Here is a 21,003-nt window from a genome sequence, read left to right on the forward strand (position 1 = left end):
TCAACATCGACGGCTCGATCGATTGTGTATGCAAATGCGATCGAGGTGCCCCCAGGTGTATACACTTATGGCATCACGAAGGTGTTACGTATTCAATAATTGACTTTATATCGGATGGGAATACATACATCTCCAGCGAGCAGGCTTCCGCATACAGGAGGCCGCTTCAAATACCGATTTGAATAGGACGGAACCGTAACGCGGCGAAGGCCAGCGCCTCGCGCCGGGCAAAGCGAACCGTGCCGACATGGCATCACAGACCAACCGATTTTGATTTGGCTTCGGTTCTTCGGTCCCAAGCCAGCATGCTTTCGACCCTTCAATTCCTCGACGCACAAGGAACCAGATCATGATGATGAACAGACGGACTTTCTCGGCTGCCCTTGTTGCCGGCGCCGCCGCTTCTCTGCTTGCTACCCGCGGTATGGCCGCGACATCCGCTCCCGTTAAGGCGCGCAACGTCGTGCTGGCGCACGGGCTGTTTGCCGACGGCTCGTGCTGGACCGAGGTGATCGCGCGCCTGCAGGCGGCCGGGCTCAATGCCACGGCGGTGCAGAACCCGCTGACGACGCTGCCCGAGGCGGTCGCTGCCGTGAAGCGGGTGCTCGACCGGCAGGATGGCCCGACGGTTCTGGTCGGGCATTCGTTTTCCGGCATGATGGTCACCGAGGCCGGCGTGCACCCTGATGTTTCGGCACTCGTCTATGTCGCCGCGCGCGCCCCGGATGCGGGCGAGGATTACACCGCTCTCGCCAAGACCTTCCCGACGCCACCGGCATCTGCCGGCATCGTCTTCGACGGCGATGAGGGACGCCTCAGCGAGGCCGCCTTCCTGCACGACTTCGCCGGCGATCTGCCGGAAGCCAAGGCCAAGGTGCTCTATGCCGTGCAGCAACCGTTCCAGAAGGTGCTGCTGACCGGCAAGACGACGCAGGCGGCGTGGCGCTCGAAGCCAAGCTGGTATGCCGTTTCGACGGAGGACAGGACGATCAACCCCGATCTCGAACGCTTCATGGCCAAACGCATGGGGGCGAAGACGATCGAGGTGAAGGCCAGCCATCTGTCGCTGATCTCCCACCCTGACGAGATCGCCCGGCTGATCATCGAGGCTGCCGGGCAGAACACGAACTGATCTCAACGGCCGGCGGAGCGGTATGTCGTTCGCCGGCTTGCTTTGGCGATGGCCATGATGCCGCGAGGGTCGTGTCTCGACCCGTTTCCGTCATTCGTGTTTCAGCAGGTCGACGCTTCTTCGTTTCGCTACAGCCACCGCCTGATGCGGGCCTTGTAAGCGAGATAGACGTCACCGAATTTCCGCTCGAGATAGGCCTCCTCGCGGGCGACCACGCCGTAGCGGATGACGAGGTAGAACGGCACCAACAGGAAGATGAGCCATAGGCTGTCGAAAGCGATTGCGAGGCCGATGAGGCCGAGGAACATGCCGATATAGATCGGGTTGCGCGTGAAGCGATAGGGGCCTTCGTCGACGATCGTTGTCGTCGGCCGGCTGAGCTGGACCTGCGTTCCCGCCCGGCGGAAGGTTGCTACCGCCCAGATCAGCAGCGCCAGGCCGGCGAGGAACACGATGCCGCCCAGCCCGCCGGCAGGCATGGCCGCCGGCAGGAACGGCAGCGGATAGAGCCAGTCGAGTGCAAGCCCGGCGACGACCATCAGCGCCCAGGCGATCGGCGGCCGCACCGCCGCGCCTGAACTGTCGCGCAAATTGCCGTTCGCCTCGTTCATGCTACCCCCTTCCGATCCCCCAGCCCCTGGAATCCCAGCGCATGGGGAGCGTGTTTCGTACCATTTGTCAGGGCTCCTCCACCGGTGGAGTCTACCTCGTTTCGACAGAGATTTGAAGGCGGAGAGGCACGGTCGAAGTTCGGAACAAGAGGCGTCCGCGAGGGTTAACCGGCAAAGCTTCCATCGAGTTTGTAACTCCCTTCGTTTGCGAGAAACCACTATGGCCATCCACTTCAATCATACCATCCTGTCGGCTCACGACAGCAAGGCCTCGGCAGATTTCCTGGCCGATATGTTAGGGTTGCCGGCGCCGCGGCGCTGGGGGCCGTTCCACATGGTCACGACCGACAACGACGCCAATCTCGACTATATGGAAATGGAAGGTCAGATCGTCCGCCAACACTACGCCTTCCTGGTCGGTGACGCTGAATTCGAGGCGATATTCAATCGAATTCGCGAGCGGAACCTGAGCTACTGGGCCGACCCCGGTCAACGGAAGCCTGATGAGACCAATGACCACGACGGTGGGCGCGGCGTCTATTTCGAAGATCCGAACGGCCATCTGCTCGAAATCATCACGCGTCCCTATGGCAGCGGCGGCTGGAATCCGTGAGCTTGGCGCCAAGGGAGGCGACCCCGGTGCCGATCATGGACAATGATACCAGACGGCAGCATCCCTGAGCGGCGAGGGGCCGCCGCTCTTCTCATATCGGTCGGCGCAGCGGCCTGAACGCTGCTCGAAGCTCGGCGGAGAAGAGCTCCGGCTGCTCCCAGGCGGCGAAGTGGCCGCCCTTGTCGACCTTGTGGAAATAGATAAGGTTGCGATATGCGCGACGGGCCCATGTCTCCGGGGCCTGGTAGCTCTCCCCAGGAAAGACAGTGATGGCGACCGGAAGCGCGATCTTGGAGGTCTTCTCCCCGGCCGCAAGGACGGGACTGCGCCCGCCGCCATATTCCCAGTAGATCCGGGCCGAGGAAGCGGCGCTGTTGGTCAACCAGTAAAGCGTGATGTCGTCGAGCACCTCGTCGGGAGACTTTTCGGGATCGCTGCTGTCGTAGGTCCAGTGCGTGAAGCCTGGATGACCGAGCGTCCATGCCGCAAGGCCGGCCGGGGAATCCGATATGGCGTAGCCGATCGTCTGCGGCCTCGTGCCCATCATCGTGGCATAGGACCTGTTCCCCATCTTGGCTGCGGCGCTGAGGGCATCGAACGCCGCGCGTTCCTCGGTGGAGAGTCGCTGCGGCGCCGGCCCGCCCGCGGCGAGCACCGCGGCAACTTCGGGCGGCACGACAGCCGGCAGGTTGATGTGGATGCCGAGCAGACCTTGTGGCGCGAGCCGTGCCATCGCGCCGGAGACCGGCGAGCCCCAGTCGCCGCCCTGGGCGACGTAGCTGCTGTAAGCGAGGCGCTTCATCAGTTCCGCCCAGGCCCGCGCGATGCGGTCCGGCCCCCAGCCGGTGCCGGTCGGCTTGCCGGAGAAGCCATAGCCCGGCATCGACGGAATGACCACGTCGAACGCATCTTCGGCGCGTCCGCCATGAGCGGTCGGATCCGTGAGCGGGCCGATGATCTTGAGGTTTTCGAATACCGATCCCGGCCAGCCATGGGTGATGATAACGGGCAGGGCATTCGGATGTTTCGATTGGACGTGAATGAAGTGGATGTCTATGCCGTCGATCTCGGTGATGAATTGCGGCAGCGCGTTCAGCTTCGCTTCCGCCTTTCGCCAGTCGTAGCCGGTGCCCCAATAATCGACGAGCGGCTTGATCTTTTCGAGCTGTATGCCCTGCGACTGGTCGTCGACCGTCTCCCGTTCGGGCCAGCGTGTTGCCAGCACGCGCCGGCGAAGGTCGAGGAGGTCCGCCTCGGGAGTGTCGACGCGAAACGGGCGGATCGCATCTCCCGTGGCCGATGCCGGATAGGACGGAAACAGGCTGGTTGCGCCCGCGGTGGCGATCCCGATCGCCGCGGTGGTCAGGAACCTGCGCCGGTCGCGGTTCAGGGATTCCGAGCCGGCACTTGTGAGCATTTTGAAGAGCATGGTCATGGCATTGTCTCCTTTGAAGCAGACGCCTTGGGCAAGACTTCGATGAGTTCGGCCGTCGTCAGAATAGCATGGGCGTAGGTCGGGCCGTTCAGCTTGTGCGCAGCATGCATCATTTGGTGCGAGAAGACGGCCGTCGCGTCGCTCGCCAGGGTCGGGAAATAACCGAGTTCCATGGCGAAGCGGGCGGTGGATTCGATACAGGTATTCCCGCCGGATCATCTCGATGCGAGGCCGGCCGTATTGCGCAGGTGATCGGGATGCGTGCCGCCGCCCATACTTCTCTCCACCATCGCGACGATGGTTTCGAAGAGTTCATCCTTTGCCTCGACGGCAGTGATATCGCCCGACGCGGCGGCATAGGAGAGGGCTTCGGCAGCGCCGAGCATGGCCCAGAGGCCGGCTGCGGCGATCGTGCCGGCGCCGGCGAAGGGCGAAAGCGCAATGCGGCATTTCTCGATGAAGACCGCCTCATATTCGCGCTTGATCCTTTCGAGTTCCGGCGAGCCAGCGAGCGCGGCAATGACGCCGGGGATTTCGCGGCCCTGGAGAAGCACGCAGTCGACATAGGAGGCGGCGATGACCGCGGCCCGGTCGGCGAGAGATGGCTGGCTTGCCGCAAGGGCTGCGTCCATCACTGTCGTCTGGCGGGCGTCGAATTCGCGGTAGAGCGCTGCGAGCAGGCCGGGGCGGGTTTCAAAATGATCGTAGACCACGGGTTTCGTCACGCCCGCCTGCTCGGAAAGCCGGCCAAGGGTCAGCGCTTCCGTTCCCTCATCGCGGGCGATCTGCCAGGCGACGTCGAGAAGCTGGCGATGCCGGTCCTGCCGCGACAGGCGGCGGCGCCGCTGCGGATCGGTCGGCTGATTTGTTGTTCCGGAGCTTGACATCGCTATATACTAAAAGTAACTTACTGACGGTAGCTTACCAAAGGTATACAGGCTGCGTCTTCTGTCCGCAATCATTCAGCAGGAGTTTTTGCCATGCACGCGCTCATCGTCGTCGCGCATCCCGACCCCCGGTCGCTCACCCATGGCGTCGCCGCGCATCTTTCCGAGGGTATCACGCTCTCCGATGCCGGCCATTCCGTCGAGATCGCCGATCTCGCGGCCGAGGGCTTCGATCCCCGGTTCACTGCGGCCGATATCGCCCTGCATCTGAGGGAAGGGGCGCTGCCCGCCGACGTTGCCGCCGAGCAGGCAAGGATCGACTGCGCCGATGCGCTGGTGCTCGTCTATCCCGTCTACTGGTGGTCGATGCCGGGGCTGCTCAAGGGATGGATCGACCGGGTGTTCACCAATGGCTGGGCTTACGACGATCGCGCGGATGCCGGGCTGGTGAAGCTGCTTGGCCGTCTCCCGGTGCATCTGGTCGGCCTCGGCGGCGCCGACGCCGGGACCTATGCGCGGCACGGCTATTTCGGCGCGATGAAGACGCAGATCGATCACGGGATCTTCGACTATTGCGGCGCCCGCGTCGTGACATCGGAGCTGTTGCTCGAAGCCGGACCGGACCATGCGGCCGCCCATCTGGAGACTGCGCGCGCCATCGGCCGCAGGCTCTTCAAGGCATCTGGGCGATACGAGGCGACTGACGCCGCGTAAAGGCGTCCGGCATTCAAGCAAGCTTTGTCGGCTGGCGCAGGCGAAGCCTTGCGCCGCCGGCTTTTTCACGAGAAAAGCCTTGGATGAGTATTCCCAAGACACATCCCTTCGATTTCGATCCGACCTACGGCATGCAGCTCGAGGACCTTCTTGCGGTCAAGCCACCCGAGGCGCCTGAGGGTTTCGATGATTTCTGGAAGGCGCGGCATATCAAAGCGCTGGCGGTCGATCCGCAGCCGGTACTGCGTCGAAGCAAGATCGCCCATCCCGATTGGCATGTGCTTGATCTCGTTTATATCTCAACCGGTTCATACAGGATCGGCGGCTGGCTCATCCTGCCGCGTCAGGGGGAGGTGCGGCGCGGCCTCGTCGTCGGGCATGGTTATGGCGGGCGGGATCGGCCTGAATTCGATCTGCCGGTCAAGGAGACGGCGGTGCTTTTTCCCTGCTGCCGCGGGCTGTCCCTCAGCGCCCGCCCACCGATTTCTCAGAACCCCTCCTGGCATGTGCTCCACGATATCGACAAGCCTGATAGCTACATCATCGGCGGCTGCGTCGATGATATCTGGCTTGCCGTCTCGACGCTCACGGGTCTCTATCCGTGGCTCTCGGGGCATATCGGCTATAGCGGCATCAGCTTCGGCGGCGGCGTCGGGGCGATGGCGATCGCCTTTGACCAGCGCATCGATCGCGGCCATCTGGCGCTGCCGACCTTCGGGGATCAGCCGCTGCGGCTGACCCTGCCGACCGTCGGCAGTGCGCAATCGGTGCAGGAATATCATAAGAAACACCCGGATGTGCTCGGGACGCTTCGCCTTTACGATGCGGCAACGGCTGCTTCGCGGATCAAGGTGCCGATGCTGGTTGCCGTGGCTTTGTTCGATCCTTCCGTCGCGCCGCCCTGCCAGTTTGCTGTCGCAAATGCGCTACCGAAATTTAATGAAATCTTCATCCTGGATGCCGGGCATTTCGATTACCCTGGAAGTGCTGAGCAAGAAGCGGTTCTCCGCGAAAAGATCGGACAGTTTTTCAGGGTGCCATGAACCGCGAATATCTGCGCTGGTACAGTCAGCGCCTGCATCGAGACATGGAGATGCTGGTGTTCGGCCATGCCGGCGCCAAGGTGCTGGTTTTTCCGACGCGGGACGGGCGTTTCTTCGAATATGAACAACTCGGCCTAGTCGCCAGCCTCGCCGACAAGATCGAGGCCGGCCAGCTTCAACTCTATTGCATCGAGGGGCTGGCAACCGAAACTTTCTATGCCTTCCACCACCATCCGGCAGAGCGCATCCGCCGCCATAGCGCCCTGGAGGAGTATATCCTCAACGAAGTGCTGCCGCTGATGGCGGCGAAGAATTCGCATGACTGCACCATCGTGCATGGCTGCAGCCTCGGCGCCTTCCAGGCGGCAAGCCTGTTCTTTCGCCATCCACATCTATTCCGCAAGCTCGTCGCCTTTTCCGGCCGCTACGACCTGACGATGAAGGTGGAATCCTTCGGCGACCTGTTCGACGGCTATTACGATGACAGCGTCTATTTCCACACGCCGGCGCATTTTCTTCCAGGGCTCGGCAGCGACTGGCGGCTCGACAGGCTGCGTGAGCGCGACATCGTTCTCACCATCGGCGACGCCGACCCCTTCCTCGATAACAACCGCTATCTCAGCCGGCTGCTCGGCGAAAAGAATATCGGCCATCAGTTGCATGTCTGGGATGGACGCGCCCACCGCGCCGGCGCCTGGAGGAAGATGGCAGCGCTTTACCTCTGACGGGACGTGGTCATGGCCAACGCAAAGCCGCCGTTGCCACCGGCGCGTCCCAGAGGGCGATCTCCTCGTCGCTCAGCAAAGCAAGGGTGACGGACAGTCCCTGCATGTCGAGCGAGGTGACGTAGGTTCCCACAAGCGAGCGCTCGATCGAGATGCCTCTTTCCTCGATGAAGCGGCGGGCGCCGTTATAGGCGAGGTAGAGTTCGGCCGGCGGCGTACCGCCGAGGCCGTTGACGAAGAGCAGCGCTCTCGCGCCCGGCGTCACTGCGATATCGCCGGCGATGGTCTCGCAGAGATGGCCGATGATGGCATCGGAGGCGGCGAAGGGCTGCCTGGCATGGCCGGGTTCTCCATGGATGCCGACGCCCATTTCCATCTCGCCAGGCCCAAGCGAAAATGTGGTGCGCTCGGTCTGCGGCACCGTCACGCCGTTGAGCGCGACGCCCATCGAGCGGATGCGTGTGTTCAATCCCTCGCCGAGCTGCTTCAATTCGGCAAGCGGCATGCCGCGTTCGGCCGCAGCGCCCAGGAGCTTTTCGACGATCAGCGTTCCGGCAACGCCGCGCCGGCCATTGCCTTCGCCGGTCCTTGATGTCTCGATATCGTCGCTGACGACGACCATGTCGATGTTGTGGCGGTCGCCGGCCATCTCGATCGCCATTTCGAAATTCATCAGATCGCCGTCATAGTTTTTGACCACGAGCAGGCAGCCGGCGCCGGTATCGGTCTCTTCAATCGCAGCGATGATCTGGCTCGGCGTCGGCGAGGTGAAGATATGGCCGACGCAGGCGGCATCCAGCATGCCATGACCGACGAAGCCGATATGCATCGGCTCATGGCCGGCGCCGCCGCCTGATATAAGCGCCACCTTGCCAAGGGCGAGATGGCGGCGGCGGATGCATCTGCGCTCAGGCCCGAACACGACCAAGGCTTCATGGGCGCGCACGAAGCCTTCGACGCTTTCCGCGACCATGGTTTCCGCAGTGTTCATGAACTTCTTCATCAAGCCCTTCCCAAGGCCAAAAGCATTACGTTACGTCAACCAGCTCACTTGTCATTCAGCACCCGATATCGCGACGATCTTCTGCACCAGATCGGAGATCGCCTCTTCCAGCAGGCGGTTTTTCCTGTCGTCGCCGAAGTCGGGCACCATCAGCGACAGGTGACGCAATCTCTCGGAATGGCCGAGATCAGGCAGCTTGCCGGGATGGGCGGCCTGATAGGCTTCGAGAAAGCGCTCCTGTTCGGCGGCGCTAAAATGGCAGACGCGGACGATCGTCGCGAGATGGCGCGCCGGCAGCGGCGTTGCATAGGTCGGGCTGGTGATCTGGGTGACGAAGCTGCGATGTTTTCCAAGCGCCGTCGCCAGGCGCTGGCGCGTGCCCGATGGCCTGTTGTCGATGATCTGCGCCAGAATGGACTTGTAGGCGATAATGGCGTCTTCGGTGTCTTCGCGCGCCATTTTACTCTCCGGCTGCCCTTGTGCCATCGGCGTTGAGGCCGATGATCGCCGATCTTATCGCGGGACGTCGGGCCGGCGCCACGGAAAAATGCCGAAGACCGGCGGCAAGCAGCCCAGGCAGATAGCTCGGATTACCGGCCATGTCGCCGCAGATGCTGACCGGCTTGCCGGCGGTCAGCTTCACCGCCTGGGCAATCAGCCGGAGCACGGCGGGTGCCGCCTTGCCGGCATCGGCGTCGATATCGTCGCGGGCGGAGGCGGCAAGATATTGGGTGAGGTCGTTGGTTCCGAACGAGAAGAACGCCGCCGCCCCGAAAGTGTCGAGCATCAAGGCGGCGGCCGGCACCTCGACCATCATGCCGATCGGCGGCATCCGGTGAAGCAGGGCGCGGCGGCCGAGCTTTTCGGCTTCCTCGCGGAACAGCTCGCGCATCCTGTCGATCTCGTCGGGAAAGGTCACCATCGGCAGCATCACCGAAAGCCTGCCGAAGACGGCGGCGCGCAGCAGGGCGCGGGCCTGGACGCGGGCGATTTCTGGCCGGGCAAGCAGCAGCCGGATGCCGCGCAGGCCGGAGGCGAGAGCCGGCAGGTCTTCCAGGCCGGCGAGCGGCTTGTCGCCGCCGATATCGAGCATTCTTATGATCACTGGCCTGTCGCCCGCCTGCTCCAGCACGCGGCGATAGATCGCCAGCTGCCGTTCCTCATTGGCGGCATCGGCGACCGAGGTGATTGAAAATTCCGAGCGCATCAGGCCGACGCCTGCCGTTGCCGGATCGAGCGCGTCGATCTCGGCGGGATCGTTGATGTTGATCGAGAGCAGGATCGGCACGCCATCCGCCGTGCGCAGCTCGCCGCCGGTGGTTTGCGTGTCGCCGGCGGGTTCTTGTGCAGGCACCAGGGGCGGGATCAGCATGCTGCCCGCCTGCAGGATGACCGCACCGGCGTTGCCATCCACGCCGACAGGATCTCCGTCTGCGGCTGAAAAGCGGCCTGTGCCGATCACCATCGGCACCGATTTCGCCCGGGCGAGCAGGGCGACATGGCCGGCAGTGCTGCCTGCGAACAGCGCGATGCCGCCGCCTTTCGACCAGTCATGGGCGAGAAAGCGGCTCGGCTCCATGTCCTTGCCGATAAAGACCGAGCCGGGCGGGAAATCGGCGATCGGGGTGCCGGCGAGCGCGCCCAGCACGCGGTTCTTGATGTCGAGAATATCGACGGCGCGCGCCCGCATCTGCTCCTCGTCGGCCGCTTCGAGTTCACCGATATAGGCGTCGAGGGTGGCGACCCAGGCGAAGACGACGTTCTCGTCCGCTTCCATGCGCGCGCCGGTCGCTTCCGCGATCGAGGGATCGCGCAGCACCTCGATCTGGAAATCGATGATATCCCGGCTTTCGGCATCGGCTCCATCGGCAAGGTGCTCGAGTTCGCCGATCGAGATGTCTATTGCCTTCTCCAGCGCGCCGTATCCACCAACGGCTCGGGACGCAGGGGCAGCGTCCGGCCGCTCGGCAGCGGAAGGAGCCTTCGGCTCCTCCGCGAGAAAGGCCGGGCCGGATGCGATGCCCGGGGATGCGCTCTTTGCTTTCAGTCTAAGCGGTTCGGCCATGTTTCTTTTCCTCATCGAAGTTGCGCTCGATGAGTTCCTTCAGCGCGCGGATCGCCTCTTCGGCGAGGATGCCGTCGGCGCGGATCCGGAGGATCGACCCCTTGCGGATTCTCGCGCCCATGATCTTGATGATGCTCTTGCCGTTCAGCCAGACGTCGCTGCCGTTGACGGCGATTTCGATCGAACAGGGGAAGGACTTGGCAAGCCGCGTGAAGGTAACGGAGGGGCGGGCATGCAGCCCGACGCCGTGCTTGACTTCTACCTCCGTCTGGCAATTCACATGCAATGGATCGGGCTCCTGTTTTTCATTACGCAATCCGCTCGTCATCAGGGGGACAGTTCCTCGGCTGTGGCGACGACTTTGGCCAGCGAGGCGCCCCCCGACGCCTCGGCAGCGGCGATGACGGCGCCTTCGACCAGCGGCGCGTTGCAGATGGAGACGAGGGCCGCGCGGGGAAGGCCCAGCATCTCGATCGCCATCTCGCTGTTGGTTTCGGCGCCGCCGAGATCGACGAAGACGGCGACGCCGGCATCGGACCAAGCCGCCTCCATCGCCCTCAGGATACCGGCGGCATCGGTGCCGAGTTCACCGTGGACGTTGCCGCCCGACCAGGCGAGCGGCACGCTGTCGCCCACCATCTGCCTAACCATGTCGGCGATCCCCCGTGCCACCAGCGGCGAGTGGGAGACGATCACGATACCCACATTTGCGGTCTTCCCATTCATTGCGGACGGTGCTCCCCGAGATAGCGGCAGATCGCCGTGGTCAGCAGCGCGCAGCTCGACGCGCCGGGATCGACGTGGCCGATCGAGCGGTCGCCGAGATAGGCGGCGCGCCCGCGCATTGCTTTCATCGCCGCAGTCCTGATGGCGGAGCGTTCGGCCCTGCGGGCGACGTCACCGAGCGGCGACTGTTTGGCGAGTGCCGCATGCACGGGATAGAGGACGTCGAGCAGGGTCTTGTCGCCGGCATGCGCGCGCCCGCGTCTTGCCACAGCGTCGATCGCCTGTTTCAGCACGAGGGAAAAATCGGCCTCACTTTTGCGAAGCTCGCGACCGATTTCCATCAGCAGCGTGCCATAGAGCGGCCCGGCCGCACCGCCGACATTCATCACCAGCGTCAGGCCGATCTTTTCCATGGCGTCGGGGAAGGGCAGGCTGGACAGGCTTTCGCCTTCGGCGCTCACTGCCTCGCAGCCGCGCCGCATATTGGTTCCGTGGTCACCATCGCCGATGGCGCGATCGAGCGCGCAGAGATGATCGCTGTTTTCAGCGATCGTCGCGCGGCACACTTCGATTAATCCTGCCAAAAGCACCGGTTCCGCCTGCACTGCCGTCCTCCCTGTCGCCGCGCCTCCCGCGGGCTTTCAAACTTTACTCCGGTCAGGCGAGGCTTGCCACCACGCCGAACGCGCCGGCAACCGCGACGGCACCCGGATCGGCAACGCCCGCCAGATCCCTTTCGCCGACATAGGAGGCGCGTCCGGCTCTGGCCTTCATCATCGTCTTCGTCGATTCGGCGCCGGCTGCCGCGGCCCTTGCCGCGGCGGCGACATCGCCGGATGCGAGCGCCTGCAGGGCCGGCGACAGCGCATCGACCATCGTCCGGTCGCCGACTGCGGCTCCACCATAGAACGTCATCCTGTCGAGCCCGGCAAGAAGGGCGGCTGATATATCGGCTTTGTCAGCCATCGCCTTTGCCGCGGCGGTGAAGAAGATCGACAGCAGCACGCCACTCGATCCGCCCATGCTGGTGCCGAGGATATCGCCGAGCGAGGCAAGCGTTGCCGCCGGCCGGTCGAGCGGCAGCGTGTCGAGGCGGGCCAGCACGCTGCGGGCGCCCGTCGCCACCGTCGAGCCGGTATCGCCATCGCCGACGCGGCCGTCCAGGCGGTTGAGTTCTGTTTCCTGCGAGATCAGATGCTCACAGAGCGCCGTGATCAGGCGCCGGTTGCGAAGGTTGTCTCCAGCAATAGCCGCGCCGTTCAATCCGGCTGATGTTCTCGGTGCGGCGATGATCTGGATCTCGTGGCGTTCGACGGCCGGCATCCAGGCATGCGGTTCGACCGCTGCCGTCAGCGCCGCCTCGCGAACGGCATCCAGCCGGATCAGCGACAGCGAGAAGCCGTTCATGTTGAGCGCGGTCATCATCGGCGAAGGTCCGATGATCAGCCGGATGCGATCGGCAAGTGCGGAGGACAGCACGGCCTTGGCAATGACGGTCATTTCGAGCGGCGGCACTGCGCCGAGATTGTTGATGAGGAGTGCATAATTTCCCCCTTCGCGCAGCGCAGGCGACAGGCGTGCCACCATGGTGGCGACGATATCGGCGACCGGCTGCAGCGTGATGCGCTCGACGCCGGGCTCGCCGTGGATGCCGAGGCCGAGTTCGCCTTCGTCTGCTCCGAGACGGTCCTCATGGGCCTGGCCGGGCACGCTGCAGGTGGACAGAGACATGCCGAGCGAGACGATGTCGCCAGCTGCTGCCGCGGCATGGGCTGCAATCGTCTTCAGATCCTCGCCCCTTTCGGCGTGATAGCCTGCGATCTTATGGACGAACAGCGTGCCGGCGACGCCGCGCGGCTGGTTGATGCCGGGGATGGCGATGTCGTCGGCGACGATGACCATCTCGACGTCGAAGCCCTCGGCGCGCGCTTTTTCGGCGGCGAGGCCGAAATTCAGCCGGTCGCCGGTATAGTTCTTGACGATCAGCAGGGCGCCCTTTTCGCCGGCGACGGCGCGGATCGCCGTCAGCACGGCATCGACGCTCGGCGAGGCGAAAATCTCGCCGGAGACGGCCGCCGTCAGCATGCCCTTACCGACGAATCCGGCATGGGAGGGCTCATGACCGGCGCCGCCGCCTGAGATGATCGCCACCTTCGACTTGTCCCAGTCCGCGCGCAGGATCACCTTGATGTCGGGAAAGCTGTCGAGGCGAGCAAGACGGCCGCTGCTGCTCGTCAGAAGCAGACCGTCCAAGGCTTCGGTGACGATGTTTTCCCTGCGGTTGAAGAAGTGTTTCATCGATTGAGACCCGTCTGTTTGTTTTTCATGCCATCGTCACGTCTGTTTGCCGGTCAGGAAAGGCGCTGTCCAGACGCATCGAAATAAAGCGGATCGCGCAGCGTCAGGCTGATCCGGTCGCCCGGCGCGATCGCCAGATATGGATCCGCAAGTGTGACGAGCTTGTGATTGCCGACCTTGATGTGCAGATGGTTCTGGTCGCCGAGGTGCTCGATCCAGTCGATTTCTGCATTGGCATCCTTGCCGACCAAGATATCGAGATGTTCGGTGCGCGCGCCGACGGTTTTCGTGCCGGGCGGCGGCCCGCCGCCCGGCAGGAGGTCCGCCGGCAGAAGATTGATGTGCGGCTGGCCGAGACGGGCGGCGACATGCAGGTTGGCGGGATTGCCGTAGATCTCGCGCGGCGTTCCGACCTGCATCAGCCGGCCCTCGGCAACGATGCCGATGCGATCGGCCATGGTCATGGCTTCCACCTGGTCGTGAGTGACATAAAGCAGCGTCGAGCCCAGTTCCTTCTGGATGCGTTTGAGCTCCAGGCGCAGTTCGGCGCGCAGCTTGGCGTCGAGCGAGGACAGCGGCTCGTCCATCAGATAGATCGCCGGCCGGCGCACCAGCGCCCGGCCGATCGCGACACGCTGCATCTCGCCGCCGGAAAGCCTGGTCGAGCGGTTTTCCAGCTTGTGGTCGATCCGGACCATGCGCGCGACTTCGCGCACACGGCGGTCGATCTCCGCGGTGCTGAGTTTGCGGACCGGCGCCTTCAGCGGGAAGGCGAGGTTCTCGTAAACCGTCATATGCGGATAGAGCGAATATTGCTGGAAGACGAAGGCGACGTCGCGTTCGGCGGGGGCTTCGGCGGCGACATTGCGGCCGGCGATCTCGATGCCGCCGCTATCGGGCTTTTCGAGGCCGGCGATCAGCCGCAGCGTTGTCGTCTTGCCGGCGCCTGTGGGACCGAGCAGCACGACGAACTCGCCGTCGCGGATCGAAAGATCGAGGTCAGCCAAAGCCTGGGTGTCGCCGAAGCGCTTGGCGAGGTTCCTGAGGACGACATCAGCCATGCCGGGTCTCCTGATAGAGCTGGGATGGCACCGCGCGGCCGGACGTGCAGTCGAAGAGCGCGAGTTTCGCCGGGTTGAATTCGAGGCCGACCCTTTCGCCGATCTGGAAGCTGCGATTGGCGGGAACGCGGGCCTTGATCAGGCCGCCCTGGGTTTCCACGGCCACGACCTGGTTGGTGCCGAGATATTCGCTGCCATAGACGGCGCCGCGAAGTGGCGAGCCGTCGCTGAAGCGGATATGCTCCGGCCGCACGCCGAGCGCCAGTTCGCTTTCGGCCATGTCCTGGTGGATCTCGGGAACGGCGACATCGACGCCATCGAGCAGGATGGAGCGGTCACCGCTTTTCAGGCCGGAGGTAAAGCGCATGAAGTTCATCGGCGGCGAGCCGATGAAATCGGCGACATACATGGTCGCCGGCTTGGCGTAGATCTCTTGCGGCGTGCCGAACTGCTCAATGACGCCATGGTTCATGACGGCGATCTTGTCGGCCATCGCCATCGCCTCATGCTGGTCATGGGTGACGTAGACGGTGGTCGCGTGGATGCGGTTGTGGAGTTCGCGCAGCTCATGAACCATGATCTCGCGGAACTCGGCGTCGAGCGTGCCGAGCGGCTCGTCCATCAGGAAGCATTTCGGACGCCGGACGATGGCGCGGCCGAGCGCCACGCGCTGCCGGTCGCCGCCGGCAAGGCCGGAGACCGAGCGGTTGAGAATATGGTCGATCTGCAGCAGGCGCGCGGTCTCTTCGACGCGCTGACGGATTTCGGCCTTGGGCATGCCCTGCGACAGCAGCGGGAAGCCGATGTTCTTGCGCACGTTCATATGCGGGTAGAGCGCGAAGAGCTGGAAGACGAAGGCGATGTCGCGGGCGCTGGCGCGGTTGAAGGTGACGTCCTCGCCGTCGAGATAGATCTTGCCGCTCGACGGCAACTCGAGGCCGGCGATCATGCGAAGCGTCGTCGTCTTGCCGCAGCCGGAGGGGCCGAGAAGCGCCAGGAACTCGCCGTCATGGACGGTGAAGCTCGAATCCTCGACGGCGACGAAGCTGCCGAATTCCTTGCGGAGATTTTCGATCCGGATATCCGCCATGGTTCACTCCGGGAATTTTGAAACGATGATGAACATGACGGTGCCTGCAAGCAGGGTTACCAGCGAATAGGTGTAGAGCACCAGCAGGAAGGGCTGGAACAGCATCAGGAAGCCGATACCGATCAGCACGGTGGCGATGGTCTCCATCGGGCCGCGACGCAGGAAGAACGGCCGCTTCGGACGGGCAGGGCTTGATGTTTCGATCAGATGGCTCATTTGCGGACGGCTCCGAAGGTGATGCCGCGCAGCAGCTGCTTGCGCAGGAGAATGGTGAAGACGAGGATCGGGATCAGGAAGATCGTCGTGCCGGCGGCGACGGCCGGCCAGTCCTGCCCGCCTTCGCCGATGATCGTCGGGATGAAGGGCGGCGCGGTCTGGGCCTCGCCCGAGGTCAGAAGGGCGGCGAAGGCATATTCGTTCCAGGCGAAGATCAGGCAGAAGATCGCGGTCGCGGCGATGCCGGTCGTTGCCTGCGGCAGCACGACCTTGCGGAAGGCCTGCAGGCGGGTATAGCCGTCGATCATCGCCGCTTCCTCATATTCGCGCGGGATCTCGTCGATGAAACCCTTGAGCAGCCAGACGGCGAGCGAGACGTTGACGGCGGTGTAGAGCAGGATCATGCCCAAGGCCGTGTCCGACAGGCCGAGCTCGCGGTACATCAGGTAGATCGGGATGGCGACGGCGATCGGCGGCATCATCCGCGTCGACAGGATGAAGAACATCAGGTCGTCGGCGAGCGGTATCTTGAAGCGCGAAAAGCCATAGGCGGCGAGCGTGCCGAGGAAGACCGCGAGGAAGGTGGAGCCGAAGGCGATCACCAGTGAATTGACGAAGCGCGGCAGGAAGTTCGACGGGCCGGCGATCACCATGTTGCGCTTGCGCGTGACCTCATCGCAGGTGCCGACCGGGGCCGGCAGCGAGGCGATATAATCAGGCGTCTGCCGCGTGCGCGTCGTGAACAGGTTGCAATAGCCTTCGAGCGACGGCGAAAAGACGATCTTCGGGGGATAGCTGATCGAATCCGGCGGCGACTTGATGCTGGTCAGGAAGATCCAGACGAGCGGAATGAGGGTGATCAGCGCATAGAGGACGACGATGGTGCCGGCGATGCGCTTGCTGGACAGGCTCGGTTCGACGACCGAATGGGCTGAGTTGGCGGCGCTCATCGTTGCTTCACCTTGTTCAATGCCTTGACGTAGATGTTGGCGAGGCCGAACACCGCGACGAACAGGATGATGGCGAAGGCCGAGGCCCGGCCGGTCGCCCAGCTTTCGAAGGCGGCGCGTTTCAGGGTGATCGAGGCGACCTCGGTGACCGAACCCGGCCCGCCGCCGGTGAGCAGCGTCACCATGTCGAACATCTTGAAATTCTCGATGCCGCGGAAAAGCACGGCGAGCATGATGAAGGGCAGGGCCATCGGCACGGTGATCGACCAGAACTGCCGCCAGGGCGAAGCGCGGTCGACCTCGGCTGCCTCATAGATATAGTCGGGGATCGACCGCAGCCCGGCGAGGCAGATCAGCATCACATAGGGCGTCCACATCCAGGTATCGACGATGATGATCGCCCAGGGCGCCAGCGTAACGTTGCCGAGCATCTGGATATCCGATGTCGGAATGCCTGTGACCAGCGACACGGCATAGGCGAAGAGGCCGATCTGCGGCTCGTAGAGAAAGCGCCAGAAATTGCCGACCACGGCGGGCGACAGCATCATCGGGATCAGGATGATCGTCGTCCAGAAGGCATGGCCGCGAAACTTGCGGTCGATCAGATAGGCGAGCGTGAAGCCGATCACCGTCTGCAGCACGATTGTCCAGAAAACGAAATGCGCGGTGGTCTGCATTGCCTGCCAGATGTCGGGGTCGTTCAGAACGCGCTGGTAATTTCCAAAGCCGACGCCCAGGACCGGCGCATTCGGCCGGTTGGCGCGGTAATTTGTGAAGGAGAGATAGACCGCCCAAAGCAGTGGGAAGATATTGATCGCCAAGAGCAGGGTGATGGCAGGCGCAATAAACAGCCAGGCGATCGCCCTGTCGGAGAGGCCGCGGACGCGCCGGGCGACCGAGGAGGGCGTCGCCCTTGCGGTCGCATCGGCCGCCTTCTCGACGATGGAGGAATGGGAAATAGTCAAGTTTTCACCTGGTATTTTTGGGGTATGAGAGATCTGGCGGCCCGGCTCGTCTGCCGATCCGGGCCGCCATCCTGTCGAGGATGGCGCGCATCAGGGATGCCGCGCGTCAGATCTTGCCGTCGTCCTTGAAGACGTCGCTCCAGTCCTTCACCAGGCCGTCGAGCGCTTCCTTGGCGGTGCCGTTGCCGGCGACCACGTAGTTATGGACGCGCTTTTGCATAGCCTGCAGAAGCGAAGCGTAGCTCGGCTCTGCCCAGAAGTCCTTGACGATCGCCATCGAGTCCAGGAAGGCCTGGGCATAGGGCTGGCTCTTGGCAAAGCCCGGCGCGTTGACGACGGAGTTCAGGCAGGAAAAACCGCCGAGTTCCCACCACTTGGCCTGCACGTCGGGCTGTGCGAACCACTTGATGTATTGCAGGGCGGCATCGCGCTTGTCGGAGTAAGAAACCACCGAGATGCCCTGGCCGCCGAGCTGGGCGAAGTGGGCCTTTTCAGCCGGATTGGGGAAGAAGCCGATCCTGTCGCCGCCGACCTTCTCGTCCTTGTAGAGGCCGGGCCAGGTGAAGGCGAAGTTCATCTGCATGGCGACCTGGCCGGATTTGAAGGCGTCGGCGGATTCGACCATGTAGACGTTGGAGCTGCCGGGCGGGGTGCAGCAATCATAGAGGGACTTGTAGAATTCGAGGCCCTTGACCGCGTCGTCGGAGTTGACGAAGCCTTCCATGTCATAGGGCTTCTTCGGGTTTTCGTACTGGAAGCCCCAGTCATAGAGCACGTTGGTCACGCCCATGGTGATGCCTTCGGAGCCGCGCTCGGTATAGATCGAGGCGCCGTAGACGGTCTTGCCGTCGATCTGACGCTTCTGGAAGAATTCGGCGATCTGCTTCAGCTCGTCGTAGGTCTTCGGCGCCGCGAGGTCGTGGCCGTATTTCTCCTTGAATTCCTTCTGCAGTTCCGGCTTCTCGAACCAGTCCTTGCGGTAGGTCCAGCCGACGACGTCACCCATGGCGGGCAGCGCCCAGTAGTTCGGGGTGTTTTTCGGCCATTCCGAGTAGCCGACGACCGTCGCCGGCACGAAGTCATCCATCTTGATGCCTTCCTTGTCGAAGAAGTCGTTGAGCTTGACGTAGTGGCCGTTCTCGGCCGAGCCGCCGATCCATTGGCTGTCGCCGATGATGAGGTCGCAGAGCTTGCCATGGGAATTCAGCTCGTTGAGGAAGCGGTCGGCATAACTCGTCCAGGGAACGAATTCGAACTTCATCTGCGTGCCGGTCTTGGCGGTGAAATCCTTCGACAGCTCGACCAGCGCATTGGCGGGGTCCCATGCGGCCCAGCACAGCGTGAGTTCATCGGCTTTGGCGAGATTGGGCAATGCCGACGACATGACGAATGCCGTGGCCAGCCCGAAAAGGGCTTTCGATGTTTTCTGCATAAGTTCCTCCCAGAACCAAGGGCCGGCTCCCCGCCGGCGTCGCATGTTCACCCACTTCAGAGAATGCTCACATGAACTCCTCAATCATCATGTTTAGCAATATGTTTAGTGATATCTATTTTTATAAACATTGCAAGCGCCAATCGTTGTTGCAATGCGACAGGTGTCGCGCCAAATGGGCAGATAGTTTTGGGGGCCGATCTTTTTTCGGCACGATCGCGAAAATTCTTTGGCGAGCGTACCGATGCAGCGACATCTGGCCTCGCTGCGACATCGATCGCACGGTATGGATTGCACGCCGCTCCTGTTTTTCCCCGGAGCGGTTCAAGCTTGGCCTCGCTTCGGTGGGGCCTTTTTCTTGAATCCTTTCTTGGGTCGAGGCCGCTTGGTATCGGGAATATTCCTGCGCAGTGCGAGATTTAGCCTTTCCGGCCGGCTGCAACGGGCGTATTCAGCCAGTGCGTGGCTTTCCATGTCCGCGCTCCCCCGCGCGGCAGATCTCCGATCGGCTTCCTTCCCGTTTGCCTGCCGCGTCATCCAGAATTTTCATTGGCAGATCGATGACCACGGCAGAGACGAGCGAGAATGGGCAAGAGGCGGCAAGTGGCCGCCAGGCGAAGATCGTGGCGCTGGTCGTTGCCGTTTCCTTCTTCATGCAGATCCTCGACGGCACGATCGTCACCACCTCGCTGCCGCAGATGGCGGCGAGCTTTAATGTACAGCCGGTGTCGATGAGCATCGGCATCACCGTCTACATGCTGACGATGGCCGCCTTCATTCCGCTGTCGGGCTGGCTCGGCGACCGGTTCGGCGCGCGCCGCATCTTCCTGATGTCGATCGCCGTCTTCACCGGCGCCTCGCTGTTCTGCGGGCTGTCCGGCAGCCTTGCGGAATTCGTGCTGTGGCGCGCCGTCCAGGGCGCAGGCAGCGCGCTGATGACGCCGGTCGGGCGTATCATCGTGCTGAAGAACGCCCGCAAGTCGGAACTCGTCCAGGCGATCGCGCTGATCACGTGGCCGGCGCTGACGGCGCCGGTGATCGGCCCAGTGCTCGGCGGCTTCATTACCACCTATGTCAGCTGGCACTGGAACTTCCTCATCAATATCCCGATCGGCATTCTCGGTATCGCGCTGGTGCTGCGCTTCGTGCCGGAGCAGCGCGAGACCAATCCCGGCCGGCTGGATCTCGTGGGCTTTGTGTTGAGCGCCGCCGGGCTGACCTTCCTGCTCGCCGCCCTCGAGCTCTCGGTCAAATGGGACGGCGGGCTTTTGCCCATCATATCCATGCTGGCGGCGGGCATCGTGCTGTCAGTCATGGCGACGCGGCATTTCCTCGCCGTCGACAATCCGCTGCTCGATCTGTCAGCCTTCCGCATCCAGACCTTCTCGATGTCGACTCTGTCGGCGGGCACGGCCTGCCGGATGGCGATCAATGCGACGCCGTTCCTGCTGCCTCTGCTGTTCCAGCTCGGCTTCGGCCTGAGCTCGATTGCCGCCGGCACCTATCTGCTCGTCTATTTCCTCGGCAATTTCAGCATGAAGGCGGTGACGACGCCGCTGCTGCGCTTCTTCGGCTTTCGCACAGTGCTTGGGGTCAACGGGCTGATCGCCGCGCTTTCGATCGTCGGCTGCGGTTTCCTCTCGCCGGAGACGCCGCCGTTTTTCATCCATGCGCTGCTTTTCCTCGCCGGCCTGTCGCGGTCGATGGAATTCACCGCTTTGAACACACTCGCCTTCGCCGATATCGGCCCGGCGCAGCGAAGCTCGGCCTCGACGCTGTCGAGCATGCTGCAGCAGGTATCGATGCTGCTCGGCGTGGCAGTGGCGGCGGCCGTGCTCAACATCGCCTCGGCTCTCAGGGGCGCCGACAATCCCGTCCTTGCCGATTTCCGCTGGGCTTTCGTCGTGGTCGGCGTGATCGGTATCGTCTCGTCGCTGCGCTTTCTGCAATTGCCGGCAGAGGCAGGGGCCGAAGTATCCGGCCATCGGAAATTCCAGAAAAATTAACTTGTCCGCGGAACCAGTCGGGCCGCTCGGC

The 21,003-nt window shown here is 63.2% G+C and carries 22 protein-coding genes and 1 pseudogene; 6 read left to right on the forward strand and 17 right to left on the reverse strand.

Features of this window, described 5'->3' with window-relative positions:
• The first annotated feature begins 349 nt into the window (after window positions 1-349).
• Window positions 350-1,132, forward strand: coding sequence for an alpha/beta fold hydrolase (locus GFM02_RS10315; protein ID WP_168270044.1), 783 nt, complete (start codon window positions 350-352; stop codon window positions 1,130-1,132).
• 128 nt (window positions 1,133-1,260) lie between these two features.
• Here GFM02_RS10315 and GFM02_RS10320 read toward each other — a convergent pair whose 3' ends face one another.
• Window positions 1,261-1,743, reverse strand: a complete 483-nt coding sequence (locus tag GFM02_RS10320; protein WP_168270042.1) for a methyltransferase family protein — start codon at window positions 1,741-1,743, stop codon at window positions 1,261-1,263.
• A gap of 220 nt (window positions 1,744-1,963) precedes the next feature.
• On the opposite strand from GFM02_RS10320, the gene GFM02_RS10325 reads away from it, so the two are divergent.
• Window positions 1,964-2,356 (forward strand): VOC family protein, encoded by a 393-nt coding sequence (locus GFM02_RS10325; RefSeq protein ID WP_168270040.1) that lies wholly within the window; start codon window positions 1,964-1,966, stop codon window positions 2,354-2,356.
• Window positions 2,357-2,447: 91 nt separating this feature from the next.
• Here the strand turns inward: GFM02_RS10325 and GFM02_RS10330 are convergent, their stop codons facing one another.
• The 3 genes and pseudogenes from GFM02_RS10330 to GFM02_RS10340 all read right to left on the reverse strand — a co-directional run bounded on the left by GFM02_RS10330 (window position 2,448) and on the right by GFM02_RS10340 (window position 4,678).
• Window positions 2,448-3,791 carry an epoxide hydrolase family protein gene (locus GFM02_RS10330; protein ID WP_168270038.1) on the reverse strand — a complete coding sequence of 448 codons (1,344 nt, stop codon included), beginning with the start codon at window positions 3,789-3,791 and terminating at the stop codon, window positions 2,448-2,450.
• A pseudogene (locus GFM02_RS10335) lies at window positions 3,788-3,997 on the reverse strand (isochorismatase family protein); the annotation flags it as partial. The pseudogene GFM02_RS10335 and the gene GFM02_RS10330, both read right to left, overlap by 4 nt.
• Window positions 3,998-4,006: 9 nt before the next feature.
• A complete protein-coding gene (locus GFM02_RS10340) occupies window positions 4,007-4,678 on the reverse strand; it encodes a TetR/AcrR family transcriptional regulator (RefSeq protein ID WP_168270034.1) in 672 nt (223 codons plus the stop codon).
• 93 nt (window positions 4,679-4,771) lie between these two features.
• On the opposite strand from GFM02_RS10340, the gene GFM02_RS10345 reads away from it, so the two are divergent.
• The 3 genes from GFM02_RS10345 (at window position 4,772) to GFM02_RS10355 (ending at window position 7,160) form a co-directional block, all read left to right on the forward strand.
• Window positions 4,772-5,392, forward strand: a complete 621-nt coding sequence (locus GFM02_RS10345) for an NAD(P)H-dependent oxidoreductase (RefSeq protein ID WP_168270032.1) — start codon at window positions 4,772-4,774, stop codon at window positions 5,390-5,392.
• Window positions 5,393-5,475: 83 nt separating this feature from the next.
• Window positions 5,476-6,435, forward strand: coding sequence for an acetylxylan esterase (locus tag GFM02_RS10350; protein ID WP_168321601.1), 960 nt, complete (start codon window positions 5,476-5,478; stop codon window positions 6,433-6,435).
• The gene (locus GFM02_RS10355; RefSeq protein WP_168270027.1) at window positions 6,432-7,160 is read left to right on the forward strand and encodes an esterase family protein; all 729 of its coding nucleotides are present in this window, start codon (window positions 6,432-6,434) and stop codon (window positions 7,158-7,160) included. Before GFM02_RS10350 ends, GFM02_RS10355 begins: the two co-directional genes overlap by 4 nt.
• Before the next feature lie 10 nt (window positions 7,161-7,170).
• Here GFM02_RS10355 and GFM02_RS10360 read toward each other — a convergent pair whose 3' ends face one another.
• The 13 genes from GFM02_RS10360 to GFM02_RS10420 form a co-directional block, all read right to left on the reverse strand.
• On the reverse strand, window positions 7,171-8,163 hold the full coding sequence (locus GFM02_RS10360; RefSeq protein WP_168321602.1) for a dihydroxyacetone kinase subunit DhaK: 993 nt from the start codon (window positions 8,161-8,163) through the stop codon (window positions 7,171-7,173).
• Window positions 8,164-8,214: 51 nt separating this feature from the next.
• Entirely contained in the window at window positions 8,215-8,622 is a 408-nt protein-coding gene (locus tag GFM02_RS10365) for a hypothetical protein (RefSeq protein ID WP_020050423.1), read from the reverse strand.
• A 1-nt stretch (window position 8,623) separates the two neighbouring features.
• Window positions 8,624-10,228 (reverse strand): putative PEP-binding protein, encoded by a 1,605-nt coding sequence (locus GFM02_RS10370; protein WP_168321603.1) that lies wholly within the window; start codon window positions 10,226-10,228, stop codon window positions 8,624-8,626.
• Window positions 10,212-10,556 carry an HPr family phosphocarrier protein gene (locus GFM02_RS10375; protein ID WP_020050421.1) on the reverse strand — a complete coding sequence of 115 codons (345 nt, stop codon included), beginning with the start codon at window positions 10,554-10,556 and terminating at the stop codon, window positions 10,212-10,214. Before GFM02_RS10375 ends, GFM02_RS10370 begins: the two co-directional genes overlap by 17 nt.
• Window positions 10,556-10,954: a dihydroxyacetone kinase phosphoryl donor subunit DhaM gene (gene dhaM, locus GFM02_RS10380; protein WP_168284346.1), complete on the reverse strand. Its 399-nt coding sequence runs from the start codon at window positions 10,952-10,954 to the stop codon at window positions 10,556-10,558. Before dhaM ends, GFM02_RS10375 begins: the two co-directional genes overlap by 1 nt.
• On the reverse strand, window positions 10,951-11,559 hold the full coding sequence (dhaL, locus tag GFM02_RS10385) for a dihydroxyacetone kinase subunit DhaL (RefSeq protein WP_168284345.1): 609 nt from the start codon (window positions 11,557-11,559) through the stop codon (window positions 10,951-10,953). The genes dhaM and dhaL overlap by 4 nt, the downstream gene beginning before the upstream one ends.
• 52 nt (window positions 11,560-11,611) lie before the next feature.
• On the reverse strand, window positions 11,612-13,252 hold the full coding sequence (locus tag GFM02_RS10390; RefSeq protein ID WP_168321604.1) for a dihydroxyacetone kinase subunit DhaK: 1,641 nt from the start codon (window positions 13,250-13,252) through the stop codon (window positions 11,612-11,614).
• 53 nt (window positions 13,253-13,305) lie between these two features.
• Window positions 13,306-14,313: an ABC transporter ATP-binding protein gene (locus tag GFM02_RS10395; protein WP_168270013.1), complete on the reverse strand. Its 1,008-nt coding sequence runs from the start codon at window positions 14,311-14,313 to the stop codon at window positions 13,306-13,308.
• Window positions 14,306-15,403, reverse strand: coding sequence for an ABC transporter ATP-binding protein (locus tag GFM02_RS10400; RefSeq protein WP_168270011.1), 1,098 nt, complete (start codon window positions 15,401-15,403; stop codon window positions 14,306-14,308). The genes GFM02_RS10395 and GFM02_RS10400 overlap by 8 nt, the downstream gene beginning before the upstream one ends.
• Before the next feature lie 3 nt (window positions 15,404-15,406).
• On the reverse strand, window positions 15,407-15,619 hold the full coding sequence (locus tag GFM02_RS10405) for a hypothetical protein (protein WP_168321605.1): 213 nt from the start codon (window positions 15,617-15,619) through the stop codon (window positions 15,407-15,409).
• The gene (locus tag GFM02_RS10410) at window positions 15,616-16,569 is read right to left on the reverse strand and encodes a carbohydrate ABC transporter permease (RefSeq protein WP_017994415.1); all 954 of its coding nucleotides are present in this window, start codon (window positions 16,567-16,569) and stop codon (window positions 15,616-15,618) included. The genes GFM02_RS10405 and GFM02_RS10410 overlap by 4 nt, the downstream gene beginning before the upstream one ends.
• Entirely contained in the window at window positions 16,566-17,534 is a 969-nt protein-coding gene (locus GFM02_RS10415) for a carbohydrate ABC transporter permease (protein ID WP_020050414.1), read from the reverse strand. The genes GFM02_RS10410 and GFM02_RS10415 overlap by 4 nt, the downstream gene beginning before the upstream one ends.
• Before the next feature lie 106 nt (window positions 17,535-17,640).
• Window positions 17,641-18,966: an ABC transporter substrate-binding protein gene (locus tag GFM02_RS10420; protein WP_018074537.1), complete on the reverse strand. Its 1,326-nt coding sequence runs from the start codon at window positions 18,964-18,966 to the stop codon at window positions 17,641-17,643.
• A 560-nt stretch (window positions 18,967-19,526) separates the two neighbouring features.
• On the opposite strand from GFM02_RS10420, the gene GFM02_RS10425 reads away from it, so the two are divergent.
• Window positions 19,527-20,972, forward strand: a complete 1,446-nt coding sequence (locus GFM02_RS10425; RefSeq protein ID WP_168321606.1) for an MFS transporter — start codon at window positions 19,527-19,529, stop codon at window positions 20,970-20,972.
• Window positions 20,973-21,003 lie beyond the last annotated feature (31 nt).

It is taken from the genome of Rhizobium leguminosarum bv. viciae (assembly GCF_012276115.1).
Classification (GTDB): Bacteria; Pseudomonadota; Alphaproteobacteria; order Rhizobiales; family Rhizobiaceae; genus Rhizobium; species Rhizobium leguminosarum_T.